The organism is Congzhengia minquanensis (assembly GCF_014384785.1).
GTDB classification, from domain to species: domain Bacteria; phylum Bacillota; class Clostridia; order UBA1381; family UBA9506; genus Congzhengia; species Congzhengia minquanensis.
In genome coordinates this window covers 343201-361834 of record NZ_JACRSU010000003.1, presented here as the reverse complement: position 1 = coordinate 361834, position 18634 = coordinate 343201, and the positions used below count along the sequence as shown (strand labels likewise).

Below are 18634 nucleotides of genomic sequence, written 5' to 3'. Positions count from 1 at the left end.
TACTTTGGAGGAGATGCAACATATGAACTTAAACACCAATTACAAAAATTTACAACAGAGCTATCTGTTTTCCACCATCGGAAAAAAAGTGGCAGATTTTCAAAAAACCAATCCGGCGCTTCCCATCATTAAGCTTGGCATTGGCGACGTAACCCGCCCCCTTTGCCCCGCCGTGGTAAACGCCATGAAAAAGGCCTGCGACGAAATGGGCAAAGCAGAAAGCTTCCGCGGATATGGCCCGGAGCAGGGTTATGGCTTTTTAAAAGAAGCCATTTTAAATTATTATAAAGAAAAAGGCGTAAGCCTGGAATTAGATGAAATTTTTGTCAGCGACGGAGCAAAAAGTGATGTGGGCAACATTTTAGATTTGTTCGACAAAGACAACACCGTACTGGTTCCCGACCCGGTGTATCCAGTGTATGTGGACACGAACATCATGGACGGAAGAAATATTGTTTACATGAACGCCAATGAAGAAAACGGCTTTTTGCCCATGCCGGACGAAGCGGTGAAAGCCGGCCTTATTTACCTGTGCTCGCCCAACAATCCCACCGGTGCGGTTTATACCAAAGATCAGCTGAAAGCGTGGGTGGACTATGCAATTGATAACCACGCGATAATTCTGTTCGACGCAGCCTATGAGGCCTTTGTGCGGGACAGCTCCCTTCCCCGCAGTATTTTTGAAATTGAGGGCGCGAAAAAATGTGCCATTGAATTCTGCTCGTTCTCGAAAACGGCAGGCTTTACGGGAACGCGCTGCGGTTACACCGTTGTTCCTCTGGAGCTGGAGTCAGACGGTCTTTCCTTAAACAAAATGTGGCTGCGCCGCCAAACCACCAAGTTTAACGGCGTGAACTATATCGTTCAGCGTGGTGCCGAGGCGGTGTTCTCCCCCGAGGGCAGAAAGCAAATTCAGGAAAACATTGACGGTTATATGGAAAACGCCAAAGTAATTGTAGCAACCATGAAAAAGCTGGGCATTTTCTACACCGGCGGCGAAAATTCACCCTACATCTGGCTTAAGTGCCCGGAAGGCATGAAGTCGTGGGACTTTTTCGACTATTTGCTCACCAAGCTTTCCATCAACGGCACGCCGGGGGCGGGTTTTGGCGAAAATGGCGAAGGGTTCTTCCGGCTCACGGCTTTCGGCGACCCGGAGCAGACGAAAGAAGCTATGCGCCGATTAGAAAACGCGGATATTTATAAAAAGTAAGCAATGCTGAAAGATAAAAAGGTAATCATTTTCGATTTAGATGGCACACTGATAGACTCGGTCGGCATGTGGAACGAGGTGGACCGCAGGCTGATTTTGCAGTTGGGCGGCCATCCTGAAGAAGAAACCGTTATTCAAACGCGGCGTGACGAGCTTTTAACCCGGTTCCGCGGAGAAAAAGCCCCCTATGCAGCTTACTGTGCCAGTTTAGGAATGCTTTGCGGATCAGGCCTGTCAGCGGAGGACATTCACAAACTGCGGTATGAAATAGCAGACGGCTATTTGAAAAACACCGTGAAGTTAAAGCCCAGCGCGGCGGAACTGCTGTCTTATTTAAAGGCGCAGGGGCGAACCCTGGTGCTTGCCAGCACCACCTCCCGGGCCAATGTGGAAAAGTATATGCAGTGGAATGAAAACATCAAAAGCAAGGCAAACTTTGGCGCGCTGTTTTCGCGCATTTACACCCGGGACGATGTAACAGAGCTAAAGCCCTCGCCTCAGGTGCATGAGCTGATTTTGTCCGCCCTCGGTGCATCCCCTGACGATTGTTTGGTGGTGGAAGACTCCCTGGCCGGCGTGGAGGCGGCAAATGCTGCAAACATTGCAGTCGTTGCCGTGGCAGACCGGAATTCTGCTCAGGACGAAACACAAATCCGCGCACGCTCCGACGCGTTTTTTTCAGACTGCGCCGCTCTGCACGCGTTTTTTGCCGGCGGCAAAGCCGGTGCGTCTTCTCTTGACAAACCGGACGCAAAATGATATAATGAATAAGCGTTTTTTGCTTAGAAAGGCGGAAAAATGCCGAAATTTTTTATAGAAAAAAACTCAATTATAAATGGGCACACCGTTATCTCCGGCAGCGACGCGGCTCACATTACTAAGGTTTTAAGACTATCAGCGGGCGACGCGATCACCCTGTGCGACGGCCAGGGAACAGACTTCTCCGCTGTTATTACAGACCTTTATAAAGACCGGGTGGAGCTGAACATCAACGAATCGCACCCCTGTCTGGCAGAGCCGGAGCTTGCCGTTACCCTGTTTCAGGCTTTGCCCAAGCAGGGAAAGATGGATTTCATCATTGAAAAGTGCACCGAGCTGGGAATTGGCCGTATTGTGCCCGTATCCGCCCACCGCTGTGTGGCGGCTGTGCGGGACGCAAAGGCGGAGGAAAAAAAGCTTGCCCGCTGGCGCAAAATTGCGGCAGAGTCTGTAAAACAGTGCGGCAGAGGCGTAATTCCTGAGGTAACAGGCGTTGTTCCGCTTCCTGAGGCCATTTTAATGGCCGGCGCGCTGGACGTTACCTTTGCGGCCTATGAAAACGAGCGGGACATGCCGCTAAAATCTGTTTTAGAGGCCGCTTCCGGCAATGGAAAACCAAAAAGCCTGGGCTTTTTCATCGGCCCTGAGGGCGGGTTTGAATCGGAGGAGATTGCGTCATTTTCCGCGGCGGGAATTCCTGCCGTAACGCTTGGAAAACGGATTTTGCGCACCGAAACTGCCGGCTGTGCCGTGCTCACCGCCGTGATGTATGCATTTGGCGAACTCAGTTAACAATTGAAACCCCCGGCTTTGCCCGCGCCGGGCGCGTTAAATATCTATGGGCAGAAAGGTATTGGGGACAAATGACAAAAGTTATGACAAGGGAAGAACGGGAAAAACTATCCAACAGGCTGATTTTAAACTTTGGAATTTTGCTCTGCGGGGCGCTCATTATGCTCTACGTCTACAATTTTATCAGCGCGGGCTACGCAATTCAAACGGCTTACACCGTGGGGATTATCGGCATCATTTCCGCCGTGGCGGCAATTGTGTTTTTTGTGCTGGGCAAAACAAAATTTCCGAAAATCAAAAACTACAGCGCAATCTTTTTCGGCATGTTCATTGCCGCACTGGTTACCTATGCGCCGCGGTTTGGGTTTGTTACAAAGCTCGTTCCGGCTTTCACAATGAAGGTCGCCGTTGTTTCTGTTTTCATTTTAATGGCGGTATATTTCATTGTGCTGTCCATTGTAACAGCGGTTATTTTAAAAACCCACCCCGAAGCGCCGGTGGAAAAGAAGAAAATTCAGCACGCTTCTAAGGGTAAAAAGAAGAAAAAGAAAAAATAAGCCGCTTGGCTTTCGGGCGGCTTTGCCGTCGTTTTACTACATAACTGAAAAGAGGTTTTATAAAAAATGTTTGGTTTCGACTACATAAAAAACACCGACCCTGAAATTGCCGGCGTTATCTCAGAAGAGCTGGAACGGCAGAACAGGAACATTGAACTGATTGCTTCGGAAAACTGTGTTTCCGAGGCGGTGATGAGCGCCATGGGCTCGCCGCTCACCAATAAATATGCGGAAGGCTATCCCGGCAAACGCTACTACGGCGGCTGCGAAGTTGTTGACAAGGCCGAGGAACTGGCAAGAGAGCGCGCAAAAGAGCTGTTTGGCGCAGAGCACGCAAACGTGCAGGCCCACTCCGGCGCAAGTGCCAATCTGGCCGTGTTTTTTGCTGCCCTTGAACCCGGCGACACCGTGCTTTCCATGAACCTTTCTCACGGGGGACATTTGTCCCACGGCAGCCCGGTGAATATTTCCGGTAAATATTTTAACATCGTTCCCTACGGCGTAAGCGAAAAGGACGAGAAAATTAACTATGACGAAATTTTAAAGCTTGCAAAGGAATGCAAGCCGAAAATGATTATTGCAGGCGCAAGCGCATATCCCAGAATCATTGATTTTGAGCGCTTTGCTCAAATTGCAAAAGAGGTGGGCGCATATCTTTTGGTGGACATGGCCCACATTGCAGGCTTGGTTGCGGCAGGGCTGCACCCCAACCCGGTGCCCTATGCCGACTTTGTAACCACCACCACCCACAAAACCCTTCGCGGCCCCAGGGGCGGACTAATCCTCTGCCGCGAGGAATATGCGAAGATGATTGACAAGGCCATTTTCCCCGGAATTCAGGGCGGCCCGCTGATGCACGTTATCGCATCTAAGGCCGTATGCTTTAAAGAAGCGTTAACAGACGAGTTTAAGGCTTATCAGAATCAGATTGTGAAAAACGCGGCTGTTTTGGCCGACACTTTAACCAAGCAGGGCTTTCGCTTAGTTTCCGGCGGCACGGAAAACCACCTGATGCTGGTAGATTTAACGAACTTTGACGTAACAGGAAAAGAAGCGGAAAAACGGCTGGACGAGGTGCGCATTACGGTGAACAAAAACACCATTCCGTTTGAAACAAAAAGCCCGTTCATCACCAGCGGCATTCGCATCGGCACGCCGGCGGTTACCTCCCGCGGCATGAAAGAGGAAGATATGGTGGAAATCGGCACGCTAATTCATATGCTCATTTCCGATTTTGAAAATTCCAAAGAAGCCGTTGCAAAGCGCGTAGAAGCACTTTGTGCAAAATATCCGCTTTACCGCGGCGGCAATTTATAGTTCATAAAAATTACCCCGGCAACCAATGCCGGGGATTTTTTTGAGTTTCCAACAAATTTAATAAGCGGGGCCTGTAAATATGAAACGATACAAATTAACATCGCAGCAGCGAAAAATGCTGCTTTTCTGGTTTTGCTTTGTCTCATTTGCAGCGGCAGCTTTTATCACTTCTGCAAGCGTTTATCTTATCGCAGATAAAAAAAATGAACAGCTAAGCTGGGACTATTATTTCACAGAAGCAGACACCTATACGGAGGCTGAAATCGCCGCCTCTGCTAACGCTGCGAAATTGACAACCGGCACGTATGTTGAGCGGCTGGACAGCGTGGATATTAAAAACTCAAAATATGCTGTCACATTCAAATGCTGGTTTAATTGGAGCGGCTTTGACGATTTGGATATGGAGCACCGTTTTGAACTGTATGAGGGGACTATAAAAAACATTGTGAAAAAGGATGAACACAGGGAAAACGGAAACAATTATCAGCTTTTTGAAGTGACGGCAGATGTGTCGAAGGAATTTGGCACAAAACGGTTTCCCCTGGGGTCGTATCAGCTCAGGCTCTATTTAAAGCCCCTTGATAATATTGAGCACATTGTGCTTATTCCAGATAAGGAAAACAGCGGAATTAATCCGAAGCTGAACGCAGCGGGGTTTTCTCTTGACAGAAGCGGCACTGCGCTCTTTATTCACCGCCGCAGTGCCAATACAGAGGGCGCCTATTACAAAGGCGGCGGCACGGAGAGCTATTCAGAAGTTTTAACTGCGATGGAATTAAAGCGCAATTCTATCGGCCTTTATTTGAAATGTATTATTGCATTAATCGGAACGGGAATTTGGGCGCTGATAACGTTGTATATTTGTGCACACCACCAAACAGATTCTTTGGGTATGATGCCCGCAATTTTAATCGGAACTGTAACCAACCTGATGATTGGTGCAAATCTTGTGCCCGATGCTTTGCACACCGGCCTGCTTGAGTTTATCAATGTGTGGGGAATTTACACCGTTCTGATTGCAACCGTTCTGATTGTTGTCATTAACAGAATACGGTCGAAATATAATGAGAGCGGATTTGCAGAATTTTTTGGAAAAATTTTATTTTATACGGTTTTGATTACCACCGTTTTGGGGCATATCATTCTGCCGCTTTCGGCTTTTCAATTTTAATAACAGGGAGAATTAGCTATGTGGAACAGAAAAGATTTAAAGCACCACGCGAAAGGCGCATTAAAAAGAAATTATTTGGGCATTGTCATAACCTGTATGCTTGTTTCAATTGCCCTGGGATATGCCGTAAGTCCGGTTAAAAGCGCGGAACAGATGTTTCATCCGAACAGCAGGCCGTCTGCCGGGGCATCTGCCGCTAAAACAGTGGATAACGCGCGGCAGGAAAGCACCAGTAACACGGAAATCGTCGACAGCTTTCTGGGCGGAATGGGCATAGAAAACGACACGGCAAAACGCTGGACAGGCGGCGTGTTGTCGCAGTTTGCAAACAACACCCAGGGTGCAGGCAGCGTGATTTATGGAATTATGAACACCATAAACCAAATTGTGTTCAGCGACCGGATCAGCCCCGGCATTATTATCGGTGCAGGTGCTCTTATCAGTTTTTTAATTTTTATTTTTCTAAAAAACGTTTTGCAAATTGGCTTCTGCCGGTATCTGCTTGAGGCCAGAATTTACAGTCGTACGCGGCTCAACAGGATTTTATTTCCCTGGCACATTAAACGCTGTTTCAGCATTGTAAAAATTATGTTTGTCAAGTGGCTGTTCCAGCTTTTTTGGACCTTTACCATTGTCGGCGGATTGATTAAAACATACTCTTACCGGCTTGTTCCGTTTATCGCTGCAGAAAATCCGGACATCAGCCCGCGGGAGGCGATTTCTCTTTCTCGTGAAATGATGAAAGGGAACAAATGGAGGGCCTTTGTGCTGGATATTTCGTTCCTGCCGTGGAGCCTTTTGAATATGCTTACGTTTAACCTGCTGGAAATCCTTTTTATTCAGCCATATAAAAAGCTGACAGACGCAGAATTTTATATGGCACTCCGCGCCCAAGCCAAAGCTGGCTGCGTTTCGGGAGTCGACCGTTTGTGCGATGTTCTGCTGGATAAAGAGGAGCAAATTGGCGAATATCCTGTTAACGATTATTTTATTCCCCCTGCTCCTGCAAGGCACTGGGCCCGCGCAGATTACAACAGAAGTTACAGCGTCTCGTCGCTGATTTTAATATTTTTTGCGTTTTCCTTTGTTGGCTGGGTGTGGGAGGTCAGTCTGCATTTGTTTAAGGACGGCGTTTTTGTAAACAGGGGCGTTTCCTTTGGGCCGTGGCTGCCTATTTACGGGACAGGCGGCGTTTTGGTTCTTATTTTGCTAAAAAAATTCAGAAGCAAGCCCGTACTTATGTTTGCCGCTACCATGGTGCTGTGCGGCGTTGTTGAATATGCCACGTCCTGGTACTTGGAGTTCAGCAAAGGCATGAAATGGTGGGATTACAGCGGTTATTTCCTCAATTTAAACGGCCGGATTTGTCTGGAAGGGCTTTTAGTTTTCGCTCTGGGCGGCTGCGCAGCAGTCTACCTCATTGCTCCCGCTCTGGACGGCCTGTTTCAAAAAATACCGCAGCGGCAGAAACGAACAATTTGCACTGTGCTTTTAGCGCTGTTCTGCGCCGATCAGGTATATTCACACTTTAACCCCAACAGCGGCAAAGGAATTACGGATTATCAATAAATTATAAATAAAATGGAGAGAAAAATGGAATTTATGAATGAACAGCTCACAACCCCGGTGGCGGGTCGGTTTGACGTAATTGTGGTGGGCGGCGGCCCCGCCGGAAGCTGTGCGGCCATTGCCGCTGCGCGCTGTGGAGCAAAAACCCTTTTGATTGAGCGGCAAAACTGTTTAGGCGGCATGTGGACCAGCGGCTTTATTAACCCCATTTTTGACCATGAGAACAAAAATGGCATTATGCGGGAATTGATTAACGAATTAGACAAGAAAGGATTCTGGGGCGGTTTTTGGAACGAAAGCATGAACTATGAGTATATGAAGCACCTGTTGGAGCAAAAATGCGCCGAAGCAGGTGTTAAACTGCTGTTTCAAACAGCCTTTTCAAAGGCCGTTATGGAGGGCAGCACCATCACTGGCGTAATTTGTGAAAGCGTTTCCGGCAGAAAAGCCTATTTTGCCGACTTTGTTGTAGACTGCTCCGGCGACGCGCTGTGCGCAATTTCTGCCGGCGCAAACGTTACAAAGGAAAACAGTGAAACGCGCCAGGCCATGACGCTGATGTTTCTGGTGGGCAATGTGCCGCAGGCATATCGCGACGGAGCGCTTTTGAAGGATATTTTTATCGCTATGTTCAAAAAAGCGGGCAAGCCTCTTCCCTTTGACATGCCCTATCTAATCACCTCACCCAACTCCCGGTTTGGGGCCATTCAATATACCCACATGTATGGGCTAGATCCTTTCTCCGCCGAAGATTTAACTGCCGCAGCCATTGAAGGCAGGCGGCAAATGATTGAGGCGGTGGAGCTGTTGAAACGCAGCGACAAGGCGTTTTCTGACTTAGACCTTATCTGCTCTTCCCAGGTGATGGGCGTGCGGGAGTCGGTGCAGGTTGTGGGAGAATATACGCTGACGGCAAATGACCTGCTTTCCGGCGCATCGTTTCCCGATGGCATAACGAAAGCGGCATTTAACATTGATATTCACACCCAGAGCAATTTGGGGCAGGACGTAAGGAGCGTAAAGCCTTATGAAATTCCGTTCCGGTGCCTCATTCCAAAGGACATTCACCATTTGCTGGTTGCGGGCAGAACCATATCCGGCACCCATGAGGCAATGGCATCTTTTCGCGTAACCGCCAACTGCGCCGCCATGGGCGAGGCGGCAGGCATTGCCGCCAGCCACTGTGCAAAACACAGGACTGACGTGCGCAGCATAAATATCCGTGAGCTTATTCCGGAGCTTTTATAAAAGCAGTTATAAGGATTACAGGACAGAAAGTTATAACGCAATTAAAACAAAAAATGGTTTAATTTATGAAACGAAAGCATATGGTAAACAAATTGAAACAGCAGTGATAAAATTAGCCAATTGACAATTAAATTTGAAAACAAAGCTCCGCTATATAAACAAAGCAAAAAAGCACACTTTTTGATGCACGGTGTGCTTTTTGTTTTGTCAGGCGTTTGTATTCCTGCACAAGCCCGCGGCTTTTGTCGAATGTTAAATTTTTGAAATCAGCCTTCGTTTTCCCTTGTAAACACGCTGTCTTTGTGATAAAATAAAGAAAACGATACGGATTGGAGGCGGCAGGCAATGGCCATTAACAAACTGACGAAAGCGGCACTTGCCGCCCTGTCATATCCCGAATTAGACGTTCGTAAAACCTATAAAATTAACCGAAAAATCCAGCGGCTCATTCACCCGCCCATTGCGCTTACCTGCACCATTGAAAAAACCTCGTTTCAGGCGGAAGACGGGTTCTATGTTCCCGCCAGGATTTTCACGCCCAAAAATTTGGCGCGGAAAGCAGTTTTGCTGTTTTTTCACGGCGGCGGCTGGGTGGTTGGCGATGTAGACAGCTACACCGCCACCTGCGCGTCTTTGGCCGAAAGCACCAAAAGCCGCGTGATTGCTTTGGACTATCGCTTAGCGCCGGAGTTTGCGTTTCCTTACGCTGTAAACGACAGCTACAGCGCCCTGTGCCAGGTAGAAAAAGCCTTTGGCAAGCCCATTGTTATTGGCGACAGCGCTGGGGGGAACATTGCCGCGGTGGTTTGCCAAATGGCGCGCGACCGGGGCGGTCCGCCGGTTCGGGCGCAAATTTTAATCTATCCCGCAACGTTTCACGACCACACGGAAACATCCCCCTTTGCGTCGGTGAAAAAATTCGGCGAGGGCTTTTTGCTGACAGCAAAGCGCATCTGCGAGTATATGGATTTATATGTGCAGGATAAACGAAATCTTAGCAATCCCTATTTTGCGCCGCTTTTGGCGGAAGATTTGTCCAACCTGCCCCCCGTACTGCTGATTACCGCCGAGTGCGACCCCCTCCGCGACGAGGGTGAGGAATATGCCAGAAGGCTGTGGCTGGCGAAAACCCCGGTGCAAACCTTCCGGATTGAGGACGCGCTGCACGGCTTTTTCTCATTGCCTGCAACCTTTGAGCAGGTGAAAAAGTGCCACAGGCTGATTGACCTGTTTTTAAATGAAACTTGCGACGATACAAAACTGGATACCCTTGAAAGGGATGACACATAAATGGATACGAATTGGAGTAAACTGGACAACGCGGCAAAAATCTTCCCGTCGTCCATTGCAAAATTTAACACCCAGGTGTTCCGTATCTCCTGCGAACTGAACGAGGAGGTTGACGAAACCGTTTTGCAGCAGGCATTAGACGACACGATTAAGGTATTCACCGTATTCCGCTCAGTGTTAAAGCGGGGCTGGTTCTGGTATTATTTTGAGGACACCGACCTTTCCCCCAAAGTGCGGAAGGAGTTTAAGCTCCCCTGTGCCAAAATTTATGAGAGCGGCTACAAAGGGCTTTTGTTTGAGGTGACCTATTTTAGCCGCCGCATTAATTTAGAGGTGTTTCACGCCTTAACCGACGGCACCGGCGCCATGCATTTTTTGCGGATGCTGGTGATAAAATATGTTTCAAAAAAATATGCAGTGGCTGAGCCTGAGTTTGACTACGATGCGTCCCGCGCGCAGATGGGCGACGACAGCTTTTCAAAATATTACACCAAGGAAAAAGCAAATAAACGAAAGCAAAAACAAAAAAAGGGGTGTGCCATTAAATCGCCCCAGTATTTTGAAGACCGCATGCGGATTGTGAGCGGCTGCATGCCCGTAAATCAGGTGTTAGACGCGGCCCACCAAAACCATGCTACCGTAACTGCCTTTTTATCTGCCTGTTTTATGACGGCCATTGCTGAGGAGCTGCCCATGCGTGCAAAACGGAGGCCAGTGTCGTTAGCCGTGCCGGTAAATTTGCGCAGATTTTTCCCCTCGGTTTCAGCCCGGAACTTTTTCAACCTGGTTTCCGTGCAATATAACTTTTATAAAAAAAATCCCGGCTTAGAGGAGGTCTGCCGCGCGGTAGACGCGGATTTAAAACGCCAGCTCACCAAAGAAAATCTGTTAAACCAGCTAAACCAGTTTTCCCGCATTGAGCACAACATTTTTATAAAGCCCATCCCGCTGATGATAAAAGACAAGGGACTGAAGCTCGCCTACCGGGTTTCAGGCAAAGACACCACGGCCACCATTTCAAACGTAGGCGTTGTTTCCATGCCCGATGAAATTGCGCCCTTTATCCATCAGTTCGACGTGTATAACAGCACAGACAAAATTCAGGCCTGCGTCTGTTCGTTTGAAAACAGGCTTACCGTTGGCTTCGCCTCTGCCTTTGTGAGCACGGACATTGAGCGCCGTTTTTTCAGAAAGCTGACGTCTTTGGGAATTGACGTCACAATTGTGAGCAACTTTGAAGACGATTAGAAAGGACTTGCCATAAATGAAATTTTGCAGTAAATGTAACGTGCAGATCCGGGGCACGCAGAACGTTTGCCCCCTGTGCCAGGCGCAGGTGACAGGCGAAAGCGAAAAAATGTTCCCCGAAATCGGAACAGCAAAACAAAGCCGGTTTAAAATCCTTAAAAAACTGATTTTATTCGCCACCATCGCCGTTTGCGTGCTGTCTGCCGCCGTGAATTTGATGATTCCCCAAAGCGGCATGTGGGCACATTTTGTGGCGTTTGGCGCCGTGTGCTTTTTCATCATCACAACCATTGCATTCCGGCGGCTTACCAACATCTCAAAGCACATCACATATCTTACGCTGGTGTTCTGCATTTTCAGCATCTTGTGGGACTATGTCACAGGCTGGCACAATTGGTCGTTCGATTATGCGGTGCCCATTTTGTGCTCCGCTGCGCTGATTTCGGTTTCTGTCACCAACTTTGTGCTGAAGGTGCCGCCGAAGGAATATATCCTGAGTTTGTTCACCGACGTTCTTCTTGGTCTTGCGCCCATTGCGCTCTACCTCACGGGGAACATCAGGGTGGTCTACCCTACGTTCATCTGCATTGCGCTGAGCGCGGTTTTATTGGCGGGGCTTTTGCTGTTTGAGGGCAGAAGCTTTTACGCCGAGCTGAAGAAAAAATCTCACCTGTAAAAGAAAGGGGGCAACCGGCATGTATCGCGTGATTATAGCGGAAGACGAGCCCAACGTGCGGGAAGGCATTGCCAAAACCGTGGACTTTGCTGCTGCGGGTTTTTCCCTTTGCGGCATGTGCGAAAATGGCCGCGAGGCTCTTGCGCTTATGGAAAAACACCGCCCCGAACTGGTGATAACCGACATTCGCATGCCCGTAATGGACGGTATTGCGCTGGCAGAGGAAGCAAAAGAACGGTTTCCCAAAACAAAAATTGTGTTTTTAACGGGCCACAGCGAGTTTGAATATGCAAAAGCCGCAGTGGCTCTTAAAGTAAACGACTATGTGCTAAAACCCATTTCGGCAAAAATTCTGCGGGAACTATTGGCACGCATTAAACAGGAGTTAGACCGCGAAACCGAGGAGCTGCAAAAGCTGACACAGATGGAAAACAAGCTTACCCGCTCGGAACAGATTATGCGGGAAGACGCGCTGAGGGCCGCGGTTTCTGGCCAATTGCCGCCGGAGGCCTTAACCGCCGAGGCTGGCATATCTCCGCAAAGAAACGGCTATCGCGTGCTTATTTTCTGTGTGGACAGGCTGGCAAAAGCAGCGGCAAAACAAAGTGTTACCCCAAAGGATATTAACGCTTCGCTGGCGCAGTTGGCCGGAGAGATTTCGGGAGCAGACGGCACAGCCTTTGCGTTTGAAAACACAGTGCTCATTTTAAATGATGGCACAAAAGCAGAACGCATGGCAAATAAAATTCAAAGAGAGGCCAGCCTATCCTTAGGCGTAAGCTTGTCTGTTTACGTCAGCGACCAGGAAAAAGATTTGGCTGCCCTTCCCGCGCTGTTTCAAAAAACAGCGGAAATTGCTGCCTTAAATGCCATGATTGAAGACGGCAGCGTGATTTTCACAGAGGGGCTGGGCAAGGGCGAGTCTATGCCGGAGTTCCATGCAAAGCGCTACAACGCCGAGTTTGTGAAAGCCATTCGCCAAGGTCAGGGGAATGAAGCAAAAGAAGTGGTTTCCGCCATGCTGGACCACATGCGGCGAAAATACCTGTCTTATGCCCGCATTAACGTATATATTCACGACATGGCAGCAGACGCGGCAGAAGCCGTGGAGGAACTGACAGAAACCTGCGCGGACAACCTGCGCACCTTTTCTATTCCCGAAATTTCAGACAGCGTTGGCCCGGATGAGTTAAAAGCTTCCCTCCTCGCCTTCACCGAGCTGTGCATTTCGTGCATTAACAGTGCAAAGGGCGGCTTTTCCAGGCTGTTAATGGAGCGGGCTGAGGAATATATCCGGGCAAACTTTGCATCTCAGGACTTGTCCCTCAGTGACGTTTGCGACTTTCTCTCTGTGAGCCAAAGCTATTTCAGCGCGCTGTTTAAGGCAAAGTATCACAAAACGTTTTTGGAATATTTAACAGATCTGCGGATTGAAAAGGCAAAAAGCCTGCTTTCCACCACCGATTTTAAGCTGTATGAAATTGCCGAAAGGAGCGGCTATGCCGATCCCCACTATTTCAGCGTAATTTTCAAAAAACATACGGGCATGACGCCGAAGGACTACAGAAATGAAAAACATGAAATACACGAAAAGCATTCGCTTTAAAATTCTGATTTCCTTTATTATTTTAATTTTCACCATCACTGCGACGGTGTTCTCGCTGTCGTATTATTTCACCCTGCGCATTATGGAAAACAACACCATAGCCTACACTCAAAAGCTGGTGGGAATGCTGTCTGACCAGGTGGACAACTACATCAGCTACATGGACAACATTTCCGACACCATAGCGGCCGATTCCGACGTAAAACGCTTTTTGTCCGGTTCGGATAACGGCCAAGAGGTGCGGGAACGCATGAACGCGGTTTTAAGCGTGCGCAGCGACATCAGCAGCATCATTTTGTTTTCAGACGACGGCAGGGTTGTGTTAGACAAGGAAAACCAAACCCTAAACCCCTATGCAAACTATCAGGAAACCCAGTGGTATCAGCAGGCGAAGGCCGCAGACAGCGGCTATGCCATCACCTCGTCTTATGTGCAGAATATCATCAAAGACGATTACCGCTGGGTTATCTCCATGGCGAAAACCGTGAGAAACAAAGACGGCGCGCCTGCCGGCGTTTTGCTGATTGACCTAAACTATAACGTAATCCGCGACCTGTGCGTAAACATTACGCTGGGCGAAAACGGATATGTGTTCATATTAAACAGCAGCAGCATGGTTTACCACCCCCACCAGCAATTAATTTATGCCAACATCAAGCAAGAGGCCACCGACGTTGTGAGCCGCGATCCGCGCACGGCGTTTACCACAAGGAACGACGCCACAGGCCGCTACTACACCGTGGAAACCTCGCAAAAAAGCGGCTGGAAAGTGGCAGGAACCTACGATTTAAAAGAAATCCTCACCTACCGGCGCATGGTGAACAACACCTATATTGTGCTGTTTTTGGTGTTTTTGGCAATTGGCTTTTTCATTTCCCAAAAGCTTTCCTCCATGCTGACAAAGCCCATGAACCAGCTCATTGCCGGAATGCGCCGGGCCGAGCAGGGCGCGTTTGACACAAAGGTGAACATCACCACGGAAGACGAAATCGGCCGGTTAGCCAGCGTGTTTAACACCATGCTCTCCCACATTGACGAACTGGTGGAAAAAAACAAGGAGGAACTGGAAAACAAGCGCAAAAGCGAGTTAAAGGCTCTGCAGGCACAAATTAATCCCCATTTTCTTTACAACACGTTAGACTCCATTGTGTGGATGGCAGAGATGGAAAAATCGCAGGACGTGGTGGAAATGACCCTGGCCCTTTCCAATCTGTTCCGCTCCAGCATATCAGACCAAAACGAGCTTGTGCCGCTGGAAACGGAACTGAAAAACATTGAATCTTATTTAACCATTCAAAAATACCGCTACGCGGATAAGTTAAACTTTAAAATCGACATTCCCGGGGAGCTGTATGGCTGTTTGGTAATTAAGCTTATGCTCCAGCCGTTAGTGGAAAACGCTATTTATCACGGCATTAAAGAGAAAAACGGGCCGGGCATGGTGGTAATTTCTGGTTTCGACGCCGGGGCAGATTTCATTCTGAACGTAGAAGACGACGGCACGGGCATGACAAAGGAGCAAATCCGCAGTTTGCTTGACGCAAACAGCGAACCTGCGGCTGGCGGCAGGCATTCGTCCGGCATTGGCGTTAAAAACGTAGACAAACGCATTAAACTCTATTTTGGCGAAGAATATGGCCTCACCTACTCCTCCGAACCGGGGCGCGGCACCCGGGTCATGATTTTGCTTCCCAAAACAGGCACAAAGGAGGGGGACGCATGAAACCAATTTACAACCGAATTATAACCGGCCTCACCGTGGCGGCGCTGCTGACGGCGGTAGCGCTGGTGATGTTCTACCCCGCAGAAAAAAAGGACTATACCATTGCGGTAATCGGCAAATCGTCGGATACGGGCATTGAGTTCTGGACGGCGGTGAACAAGGGCATTGAGCTTGCGGCAGAGGAACAGGGCGTGCATGTTACCATTGACGCGCCCCTTTATGAAAGCGACGTTGCAGGGCAAATTGCCTTGACAGACGAGGTAATTGCAAGAAAGCCCGACGGGGTAATTTTCATTCCCACCGACGAAGACGCGCTGATAGAAAGCGCAAAAAAAATGAAAGCCGCCAAAATTCCCTACGTTTGTTTAGACAGCGACGTGAATTTAGACGACGGGCACGTTTTAATTGCCACCGACAATTTTGCCGCAGGGCAAAAGGCAGGCAAAACTCTGCACGCGCTCACCGGCGGCCAGGGCAAAATTATTGTTGCGGCCCACTCGGAAATTTCGTCAACAGGCCGTCAGCGCATAAGCGGCTTTTTTGACGGATATGGCACAGGGGCAAGCGCCCTGCCCGTGGTTTACAGCGACTCCGTGCCGGAAAACGCCTACAACGGTGTGTATCAGCTATTGACGGAGCACCCGGACGTGACGGGCATTGTGGGACTGAACGAGCCGTCTACCGTGGGCGCGGTGAACGCCGCAAGGGACTTAGGGCTGCTTGAAAACATTCATGTGGTGGGGTTCGACTCATCTTTCACAGAGATTAAATATTTAGAAAGCGGCGCGGTTTCCGCTGTGGTGAGCCAAGAACCGTTTAATATGGGATATTTGTCGCTCACAGCCATATGCGACATTTTAGACGATAAAAAGGTGAAAGGAAACATTCTAACCAATACCCGGGTAATCACCCGGGAAAACATGTATGATGAAGAAAACCAAAAGTTTTTGTTCATGTTTATGGAGTAAAAGCAATAAAAAAATCTCCTATGGTAAAATAAAAGAAATTACCATAGGAGATTTTACTATTTTAAATAGTCTGCAATTCTTAAATCTGTTTCTTTTAAAAACCCGCACAGTGTTTCTGCAAAAAAAGTTGCCCCGTCAATATTAATATGCGTGCGGTCGGGTGTGTTTTTAATATACTCCCACTTTGCATCAGACACTGTTTTGCCGTATTCCTTTTCCAGCCGTAAAAATGCGGCCTCGGACAAGTAATACTGCTCAAACGCTTTCGTGCATTGGGCCTCTGTTACAGTTCCTGTGCTGTCTGTCAGCCACTGTTCTACCAGCGCGGTGTTCATGTCGATCACCGTAACGCCAATGGATGCGCCAACCTCTTTCATTGCTTCTCCGCGTTCTTTTAACGCCGGCACCGAAGAAGTTTTGCATTCGGGCAGCGGCGTTACCAAAACAGGCGTTGCGTTCTTTTTGAAAATCTCATTGCAATACATGGTTAAATTCTCTTTATATTGTTCAATGGTTGTGCCTTTTCCTGTTTCGCTGATATTATAAAAATCGTTCAGTCCGAAATTAATCAGCACAAAGTCGCCTTCTTCAATTTGGGCAATCGCCTTTTCCCAATATCCCAAGGTTTGATATGTTTTTGTGCTGGTACCGCCAACCGCCCTGTTGCTAACATTGGCGCCGCTTTCAAACTGCTCCTGCATATAATAGCCCCAGCCCTGCTGCGGAAACTCGCTTTCCGCATATTGAACACAAACAGAATCGCCTAAAAGGAAAATGTTGATTGGAGCGTTCTCAATATTTGTGATAAGCTTACTGACAGCAAGCGGAACAATATTTTGCATATCTTCCCAAATAAACATCTTTGCCGTTTCCGGAGCCTCGTTGGATTTAACATCAACCATTACAGTAGATTCGTCCGAAACGGGCTTTTGCGCCACTCCCACCAGCTGTTTGCCGCGATATAAAGCAGCAATGGCGGTTCCGGATACAGCCTTATCGAAGTTAGCAATGACCTCCACCGTACCGTCGCCAACCACGGCTTTGTCTGTCATATTTTTCTCAAAAGAAATATAGTCCGCCGCAAATTTTACCACATTGTTGCCGGTGGTTTTCACATCCAGTGTCACAACGTGGGAGCCCTTGTCAAAATAATGTTCAGTAGAATAGACATACATCGGTAAAATGTCATTAAAATATGTTTTATCCATTGAAATGTCTTCGCCGCTGCCAGGTGCGTTGTCTCCAATCGCCGCGCCGTCAATCAGCATTTGCACGTCGCTGACTCCAATATTGTTCGGATGCTGGGCCATAGAATATTTCACGCGGTAAAAACCGTTTTCCTGCAGGTTAACAGGAAATTCTACCTGATAGGTTTCATCTTTTCCCCAGGATGTTGCGAGCAGTTTCCCGTTGCTGGCATTTTCATTTTCGGTAACATACTTTTCGTCAAAGTCCTCAAACTCAAACCGCGCACCCGAAGCCGAAACATTAAAGCCGGCGCTGGGCATAACCGCTATATAATCTGCAGCAAACTTGACTACACCGTCACCCGTGGTCCCCACCTCTGCTTTTAAAACATGCATTCCGGCTTCTAAAAAAACCGTTTTACCCTGATAGCGATGCATGGGCCATGTTTCATTTACATATGTATTGCTGTTTGAAATGTCCTCCCCCGGCGAAGTGTGTTTATTGCTTCCAATTTCTGTGTCGTCAATTTTTAAAATGACGTCGCTGGTCCCAACTTTGTCCGGGTGCTTTGCAACAGCAAATTCCGAATTGTAATATCCGCTGCTCAATACGTTAACAGGGATTGAAATAGTATATGTCGGCACGCCGGTTCCCCATGAGGTATAAACCAGCTTGCCTCCGCTGGCGTTTTCATTTTCTGTCACAAATTTATCTGCATAGTCCTCAAACTCAAGTATAACCTTTTCGCCACCGACTACTTGCGCTTGATTTGGAATGAACTTAACATAATCCATTGCAAATTTTATGCGGCTGTCTTTCGTAACACCCACAGTTGCCTGCAGCGTATGTTCACCCGGTGTGAGATAAACCGGAGCGCCGCCGTAACGATACACGATAAAGTCTGAATCGTTCATATATCCGTCTGCAATCGGTGTTCCCTTTGCATTGTTGTCGCCAATCCCAGCGCCGTCTACTGCAAACTGCACAAGGCTTAAATATTCGTTGCCGTTTCTGCTGCTTGCAGAATATTCTGTGCTGTAATAGCCTTCTCTTTCCACATTGATTATAATTTCCAATTTAATTTCTTCAATGGTGCCGCTGCCCCAAGTAGTATAAAGCAGCTTGCCTTCGCTGGCGTTATCGTTTTCTTTTCCATACTGGTCATAATAATCTTCCAGTTCAATTACAGTTTCGCCATCCGGTGCCACATTTTCCGCTCCTTGCGCCCCTGCAAACGGAATAAGCAGGCTCAAAAGGAGCAATGTTGTTAATAGTACACATAAAAGCTTTTTCATTTTTATCTCCTCTC

General features: G+C 48.2%; 15 protein-coding genes. 14 read left to right on the top strand and 1 reads right to left on the bottom strand.

Annotated features, from left to right (window positions below):
• Positions 1–22: 22 nt before the first annotated feature.
• The 14 genes from H8698_RS09435 to H8698_RS09370 all read left to right on the top strand — a co-directional run bounded on the left by H8698_RS09435 (position 23) and on the right by H8698_RS09370 (position 16137).
• On the top strand, positions 23–1213 hold the full coding sequence (locus H8698_RS09435) for an LL-diaminopimelate aminotransferase (protein WP_249313166.1): 1191 nt from the start codon (positions 23–25) through the stop codon (positions 1211–1213).
• A 3-nt stretch (positions 1214–1216) separates the two neighbouring features.
• Complete coding sequence (locus H8698_RS09430) at positions 1217–1972, top strand: HAD family hydrolase (protein WP_249313163.1); 756 nt, start codon at positions 1217–1219, stop codon at positions 1970–1972.
• Positions 1973–2011: 39 nt separating this feature from the next.
• Complete coding sequence (locus H8698_RS09425) at positions 2012–2764, top strand: 16S rRNA (uracil(1498)-N(3))-methyltransferase (RefSeq protein ID WP_249313154.1); 753 nt, start codon at positions 2012–2014, stop codon at positions 2762–2764.
• A 71-nt stretch (positions 2765–2835) separates the two neighbouring features.
• Positions 2836–3321, top strand: a complete 486-nt coding sequence (locus tag H8698_RS09420) for a hypothetical protein (protein WP_249313152.1) — start codon at positions 2836–2838, stop codon at positions 3319–3321.
• Between the two features lie 66 nt (positions 3322–3387).
• Positions 3388–4638 (top strand): serine hydroxymethyltransferase, encoded by a 1251-nt coding sequence (locus tag H8698_RS09415; RefSeq protein ID WP_249313149.1) that lies wholly within the window; start codon positions 3388–3390, stop codon positions 4636–4638.
• A 79-nt stretch (positions 4639–4717) separates the two neighbouring features.
• On the top strand, positions 4718–5809 hold the full coding sequence (locus tag H8698_RS09410; protein WP_249313147.1) for a hypothetical protein: 1092 nt from the start codon (positions 4718–4720) through the stop codon (positions 5807–5809).
• 18 nt (positions 5810–5827) lie between these two features.
• Positions 5828–7378 carry a DUF975 family protein gene (locus H8698_RS09405; RefSeq protein WP_249313145.1) on the top strand — a complete coding sequence of 517 codons (1551 nt, stop codon included), beginning with the start codon at positions 5828–5830 and terminating at the stop codon, positions 7376–7378.
• A gap of 24 nt (positions 7379–7402) precedes the next feature.
• Positions 7403–8626, top strand: a complete 1224-nt coding sequence (locus H8698_RS09400) for an FAD-dependent oxidoreductase (protein WP_249313142.1) — start codon at positions 7403–7405, stop codon at positions 8624–8626.
• A 345-nt stretch (positions 8627–8971) separates the two neighbouring features.
• Positions 8972–9916 (top strand): alpha/beta hydrolase, encoded by a 945-nt coding sequence (locus H8698_RS09395; protein WP_249313140.1) that lies wholly within the window; start codon positions 8972–8974, stop codon positions 9914–9916.
• The gene (locus H8698_RS09390; protein WP_249313139.1) at positions 9917–11164 is read left to right on the top strand and encodes a phthiocerol/phthiodiolone dimycocerosyl transferase family protein; all 1248 of its coding nucleotides are present in this window, start codon (positions 9917–9919) and stop codon (positions 11162–11164) included.
• A gap of 16 nt (positions 11165–11180) precedes the next feature.
• Positions 11181–11840: a DUF6320 domain-containing protein gene (locus H8698_RS09385; RefSeq protein WP_249313137.1), complete on the top strand. Its 660-nt coding sequence runs from the start codon at positions 11181–11183 to the stop codon at positions 11838–11840.
• Positions 11841–11859: 19 nt separating this feature from the next.
• Entirely contained in the window at positions 11860–13446 is a 1587-nt protein-coding gene (locus H8698_RS09380; protein ID WP_249313135.1) for a response regulator, read from the top strand.
• On the top strand, positions 13409–15169 hold the full coding sequence (locus H8698_RS09375) for a cache domain-containing sensor histidine kinase (protein WP_249313132.1): 1761 nt from the start codon (positions 13409–13411) through the stop codon (positions 15167–15169). The genes H8698_RS09380 and H8698_RS09375 overlap by 38 nt, the downstream gene beginning before the upstream one ends.
• Positions 15166–16137, top strand: a complete 972-nt coding sequence (locus H8698_RS09370) for a substrate-binding domain-containing protein (RefSeq protein ID WP_249313129.1) — start codon at positions 15166–15168, stop codon at positions 16135–16137. Before H8698_RS09375 ends, H8698_RS09370 begins: the two co-directional genes overlap by 4 nt.
• Before the next feature lie 56 nt (positions 16138–16193).
• Here H8698_RS09370 and H8698_RS09365 read toward each other — a convergent pair whose 3' ends face one another.
• Positions 16194–18620 carry a GDSL-type esterase/lipase family protein gene (locus H8698_RS09365; RefSeq protein WP_249313127.1) on the bottom strand — a complete coding sequence of 809 codons (2427 nt, stop codon included), beginning with the start codon at positions 18618–18620 and terminating at the stop codon, positions 16194–16196.
• Positions 18621–18634: the final 14 nt, after the last annotated feature.

What these genes read in the sequence shown, in the direction of transcription:
- H8698_RS09420 (WP_249313152.1), top strand. Translation starts at nt 2,836, where the DNA reads ATGACAAAAGTTATGACAAGGGAAGAACGGGAAAAACTATCCAACAGG.
- H8698_RS09380 (WP_249313135.1), top strand. Translation starts at nt 11,860, where the DNA reads ATGTATCGCGTGATTATAGCGGAAGACGAGCCCAACGTGCGGGAAGGC.
- H8698_RS09365 (WP_249313127.1), bottom strand. Translation starts at nt 18,620, where the DNA reads ATGAAAAAGCTTTTATGTGTACTATTAACAACATTGCTCCTTTTGAGC.
- H8698_RS09370 (WP_249313129.1), top strand. Translation starts at nt 15,166, where the DNA reads ATGAAACCAATTTACAACCGAATTATAACCGGCCTCACCGTGGCGGCG.
- H8698_RS09385 (WP_249313137.1), top strand. Translation starts at nt 11,181, where the DNA reads ATGAAATTTTGCAGTAAATGTAACGTGCAGATCCGGGGCACGCAGAAC.
- H8698_RS09405 (WP_249313145.1), top strand. Translation starts at nt 5,828, where the DNA reads ATGTGGAACAGAAAAGATTTAAAGCACCACGCGAAAGGCGCATTAAAA.
- H8698_RS09410 (WP_249313147.1), top strand. Translation starts at nt 4,718, where the DNA reads ATGAAACGATACAAATTAACATCGCAGCAGCGAAAAATGCTGCTTTTC.
- H8698_RS09400 (WP_249313142.1), top strand. Translation starts at nt 7,403, where the DNA reads ATGGAATTTATGAATGAACAGCTCACAACCCCGGTGGCGGGTCGGTTT.
- H8698_RS09375 (WP_249313132.1), top strand. Translation starts at nt 13,409, where the DNA reads ATGAAAAACATGAAATACACGAAAAGCATTCGCTTTAAAATTCTGATT.
- H8698_RS09425 (WP_249313154.1), top strand. Translation starts at nt 2,012, where the DNA reads ATGCCGAAATTTTTTATAGAAAAAAACTCAATTATAAATGGGCACACC.
- H8698_RS09435 (WP_249313166.1), top strand. Translation starts at nt 23, where the DNA reads ATGAACTTAAACACCAATTACAAAAATTTACAACAGAGCTATCTGTTT.
- H8698_RS09390 (WP_249313139.1), top strand. Translation starts at nt 9,917, where the DNA reads ATGGATACGAATTGGAGTAAACTGGACAACGCGGCAAAAATCTTCCCG.
- H8698_RS09430 (WP_249313163.1), top strand. Translation starts at nt 1,217, where the DNA reads ATGCTGAAAGATAAAAAGGTAATCATTTTCGATTTAGATGGCACACTG.
- H8698_RS09415 (WP_249313149.1), top strand. Translation starts at nt 3,388, where the DNA reads ATGTTTGGTTTCGACTACATAAAAAACACCGACCCTGAAATTGCCGGC.
- H8698_RS09395 (WP_249313140.1), top strand. Translation starts at nt 8,972, where the DNA reads ATGGCCATTAACAAACTGACGAAAGCGGCACTTGCCGCCCTGTCATAT.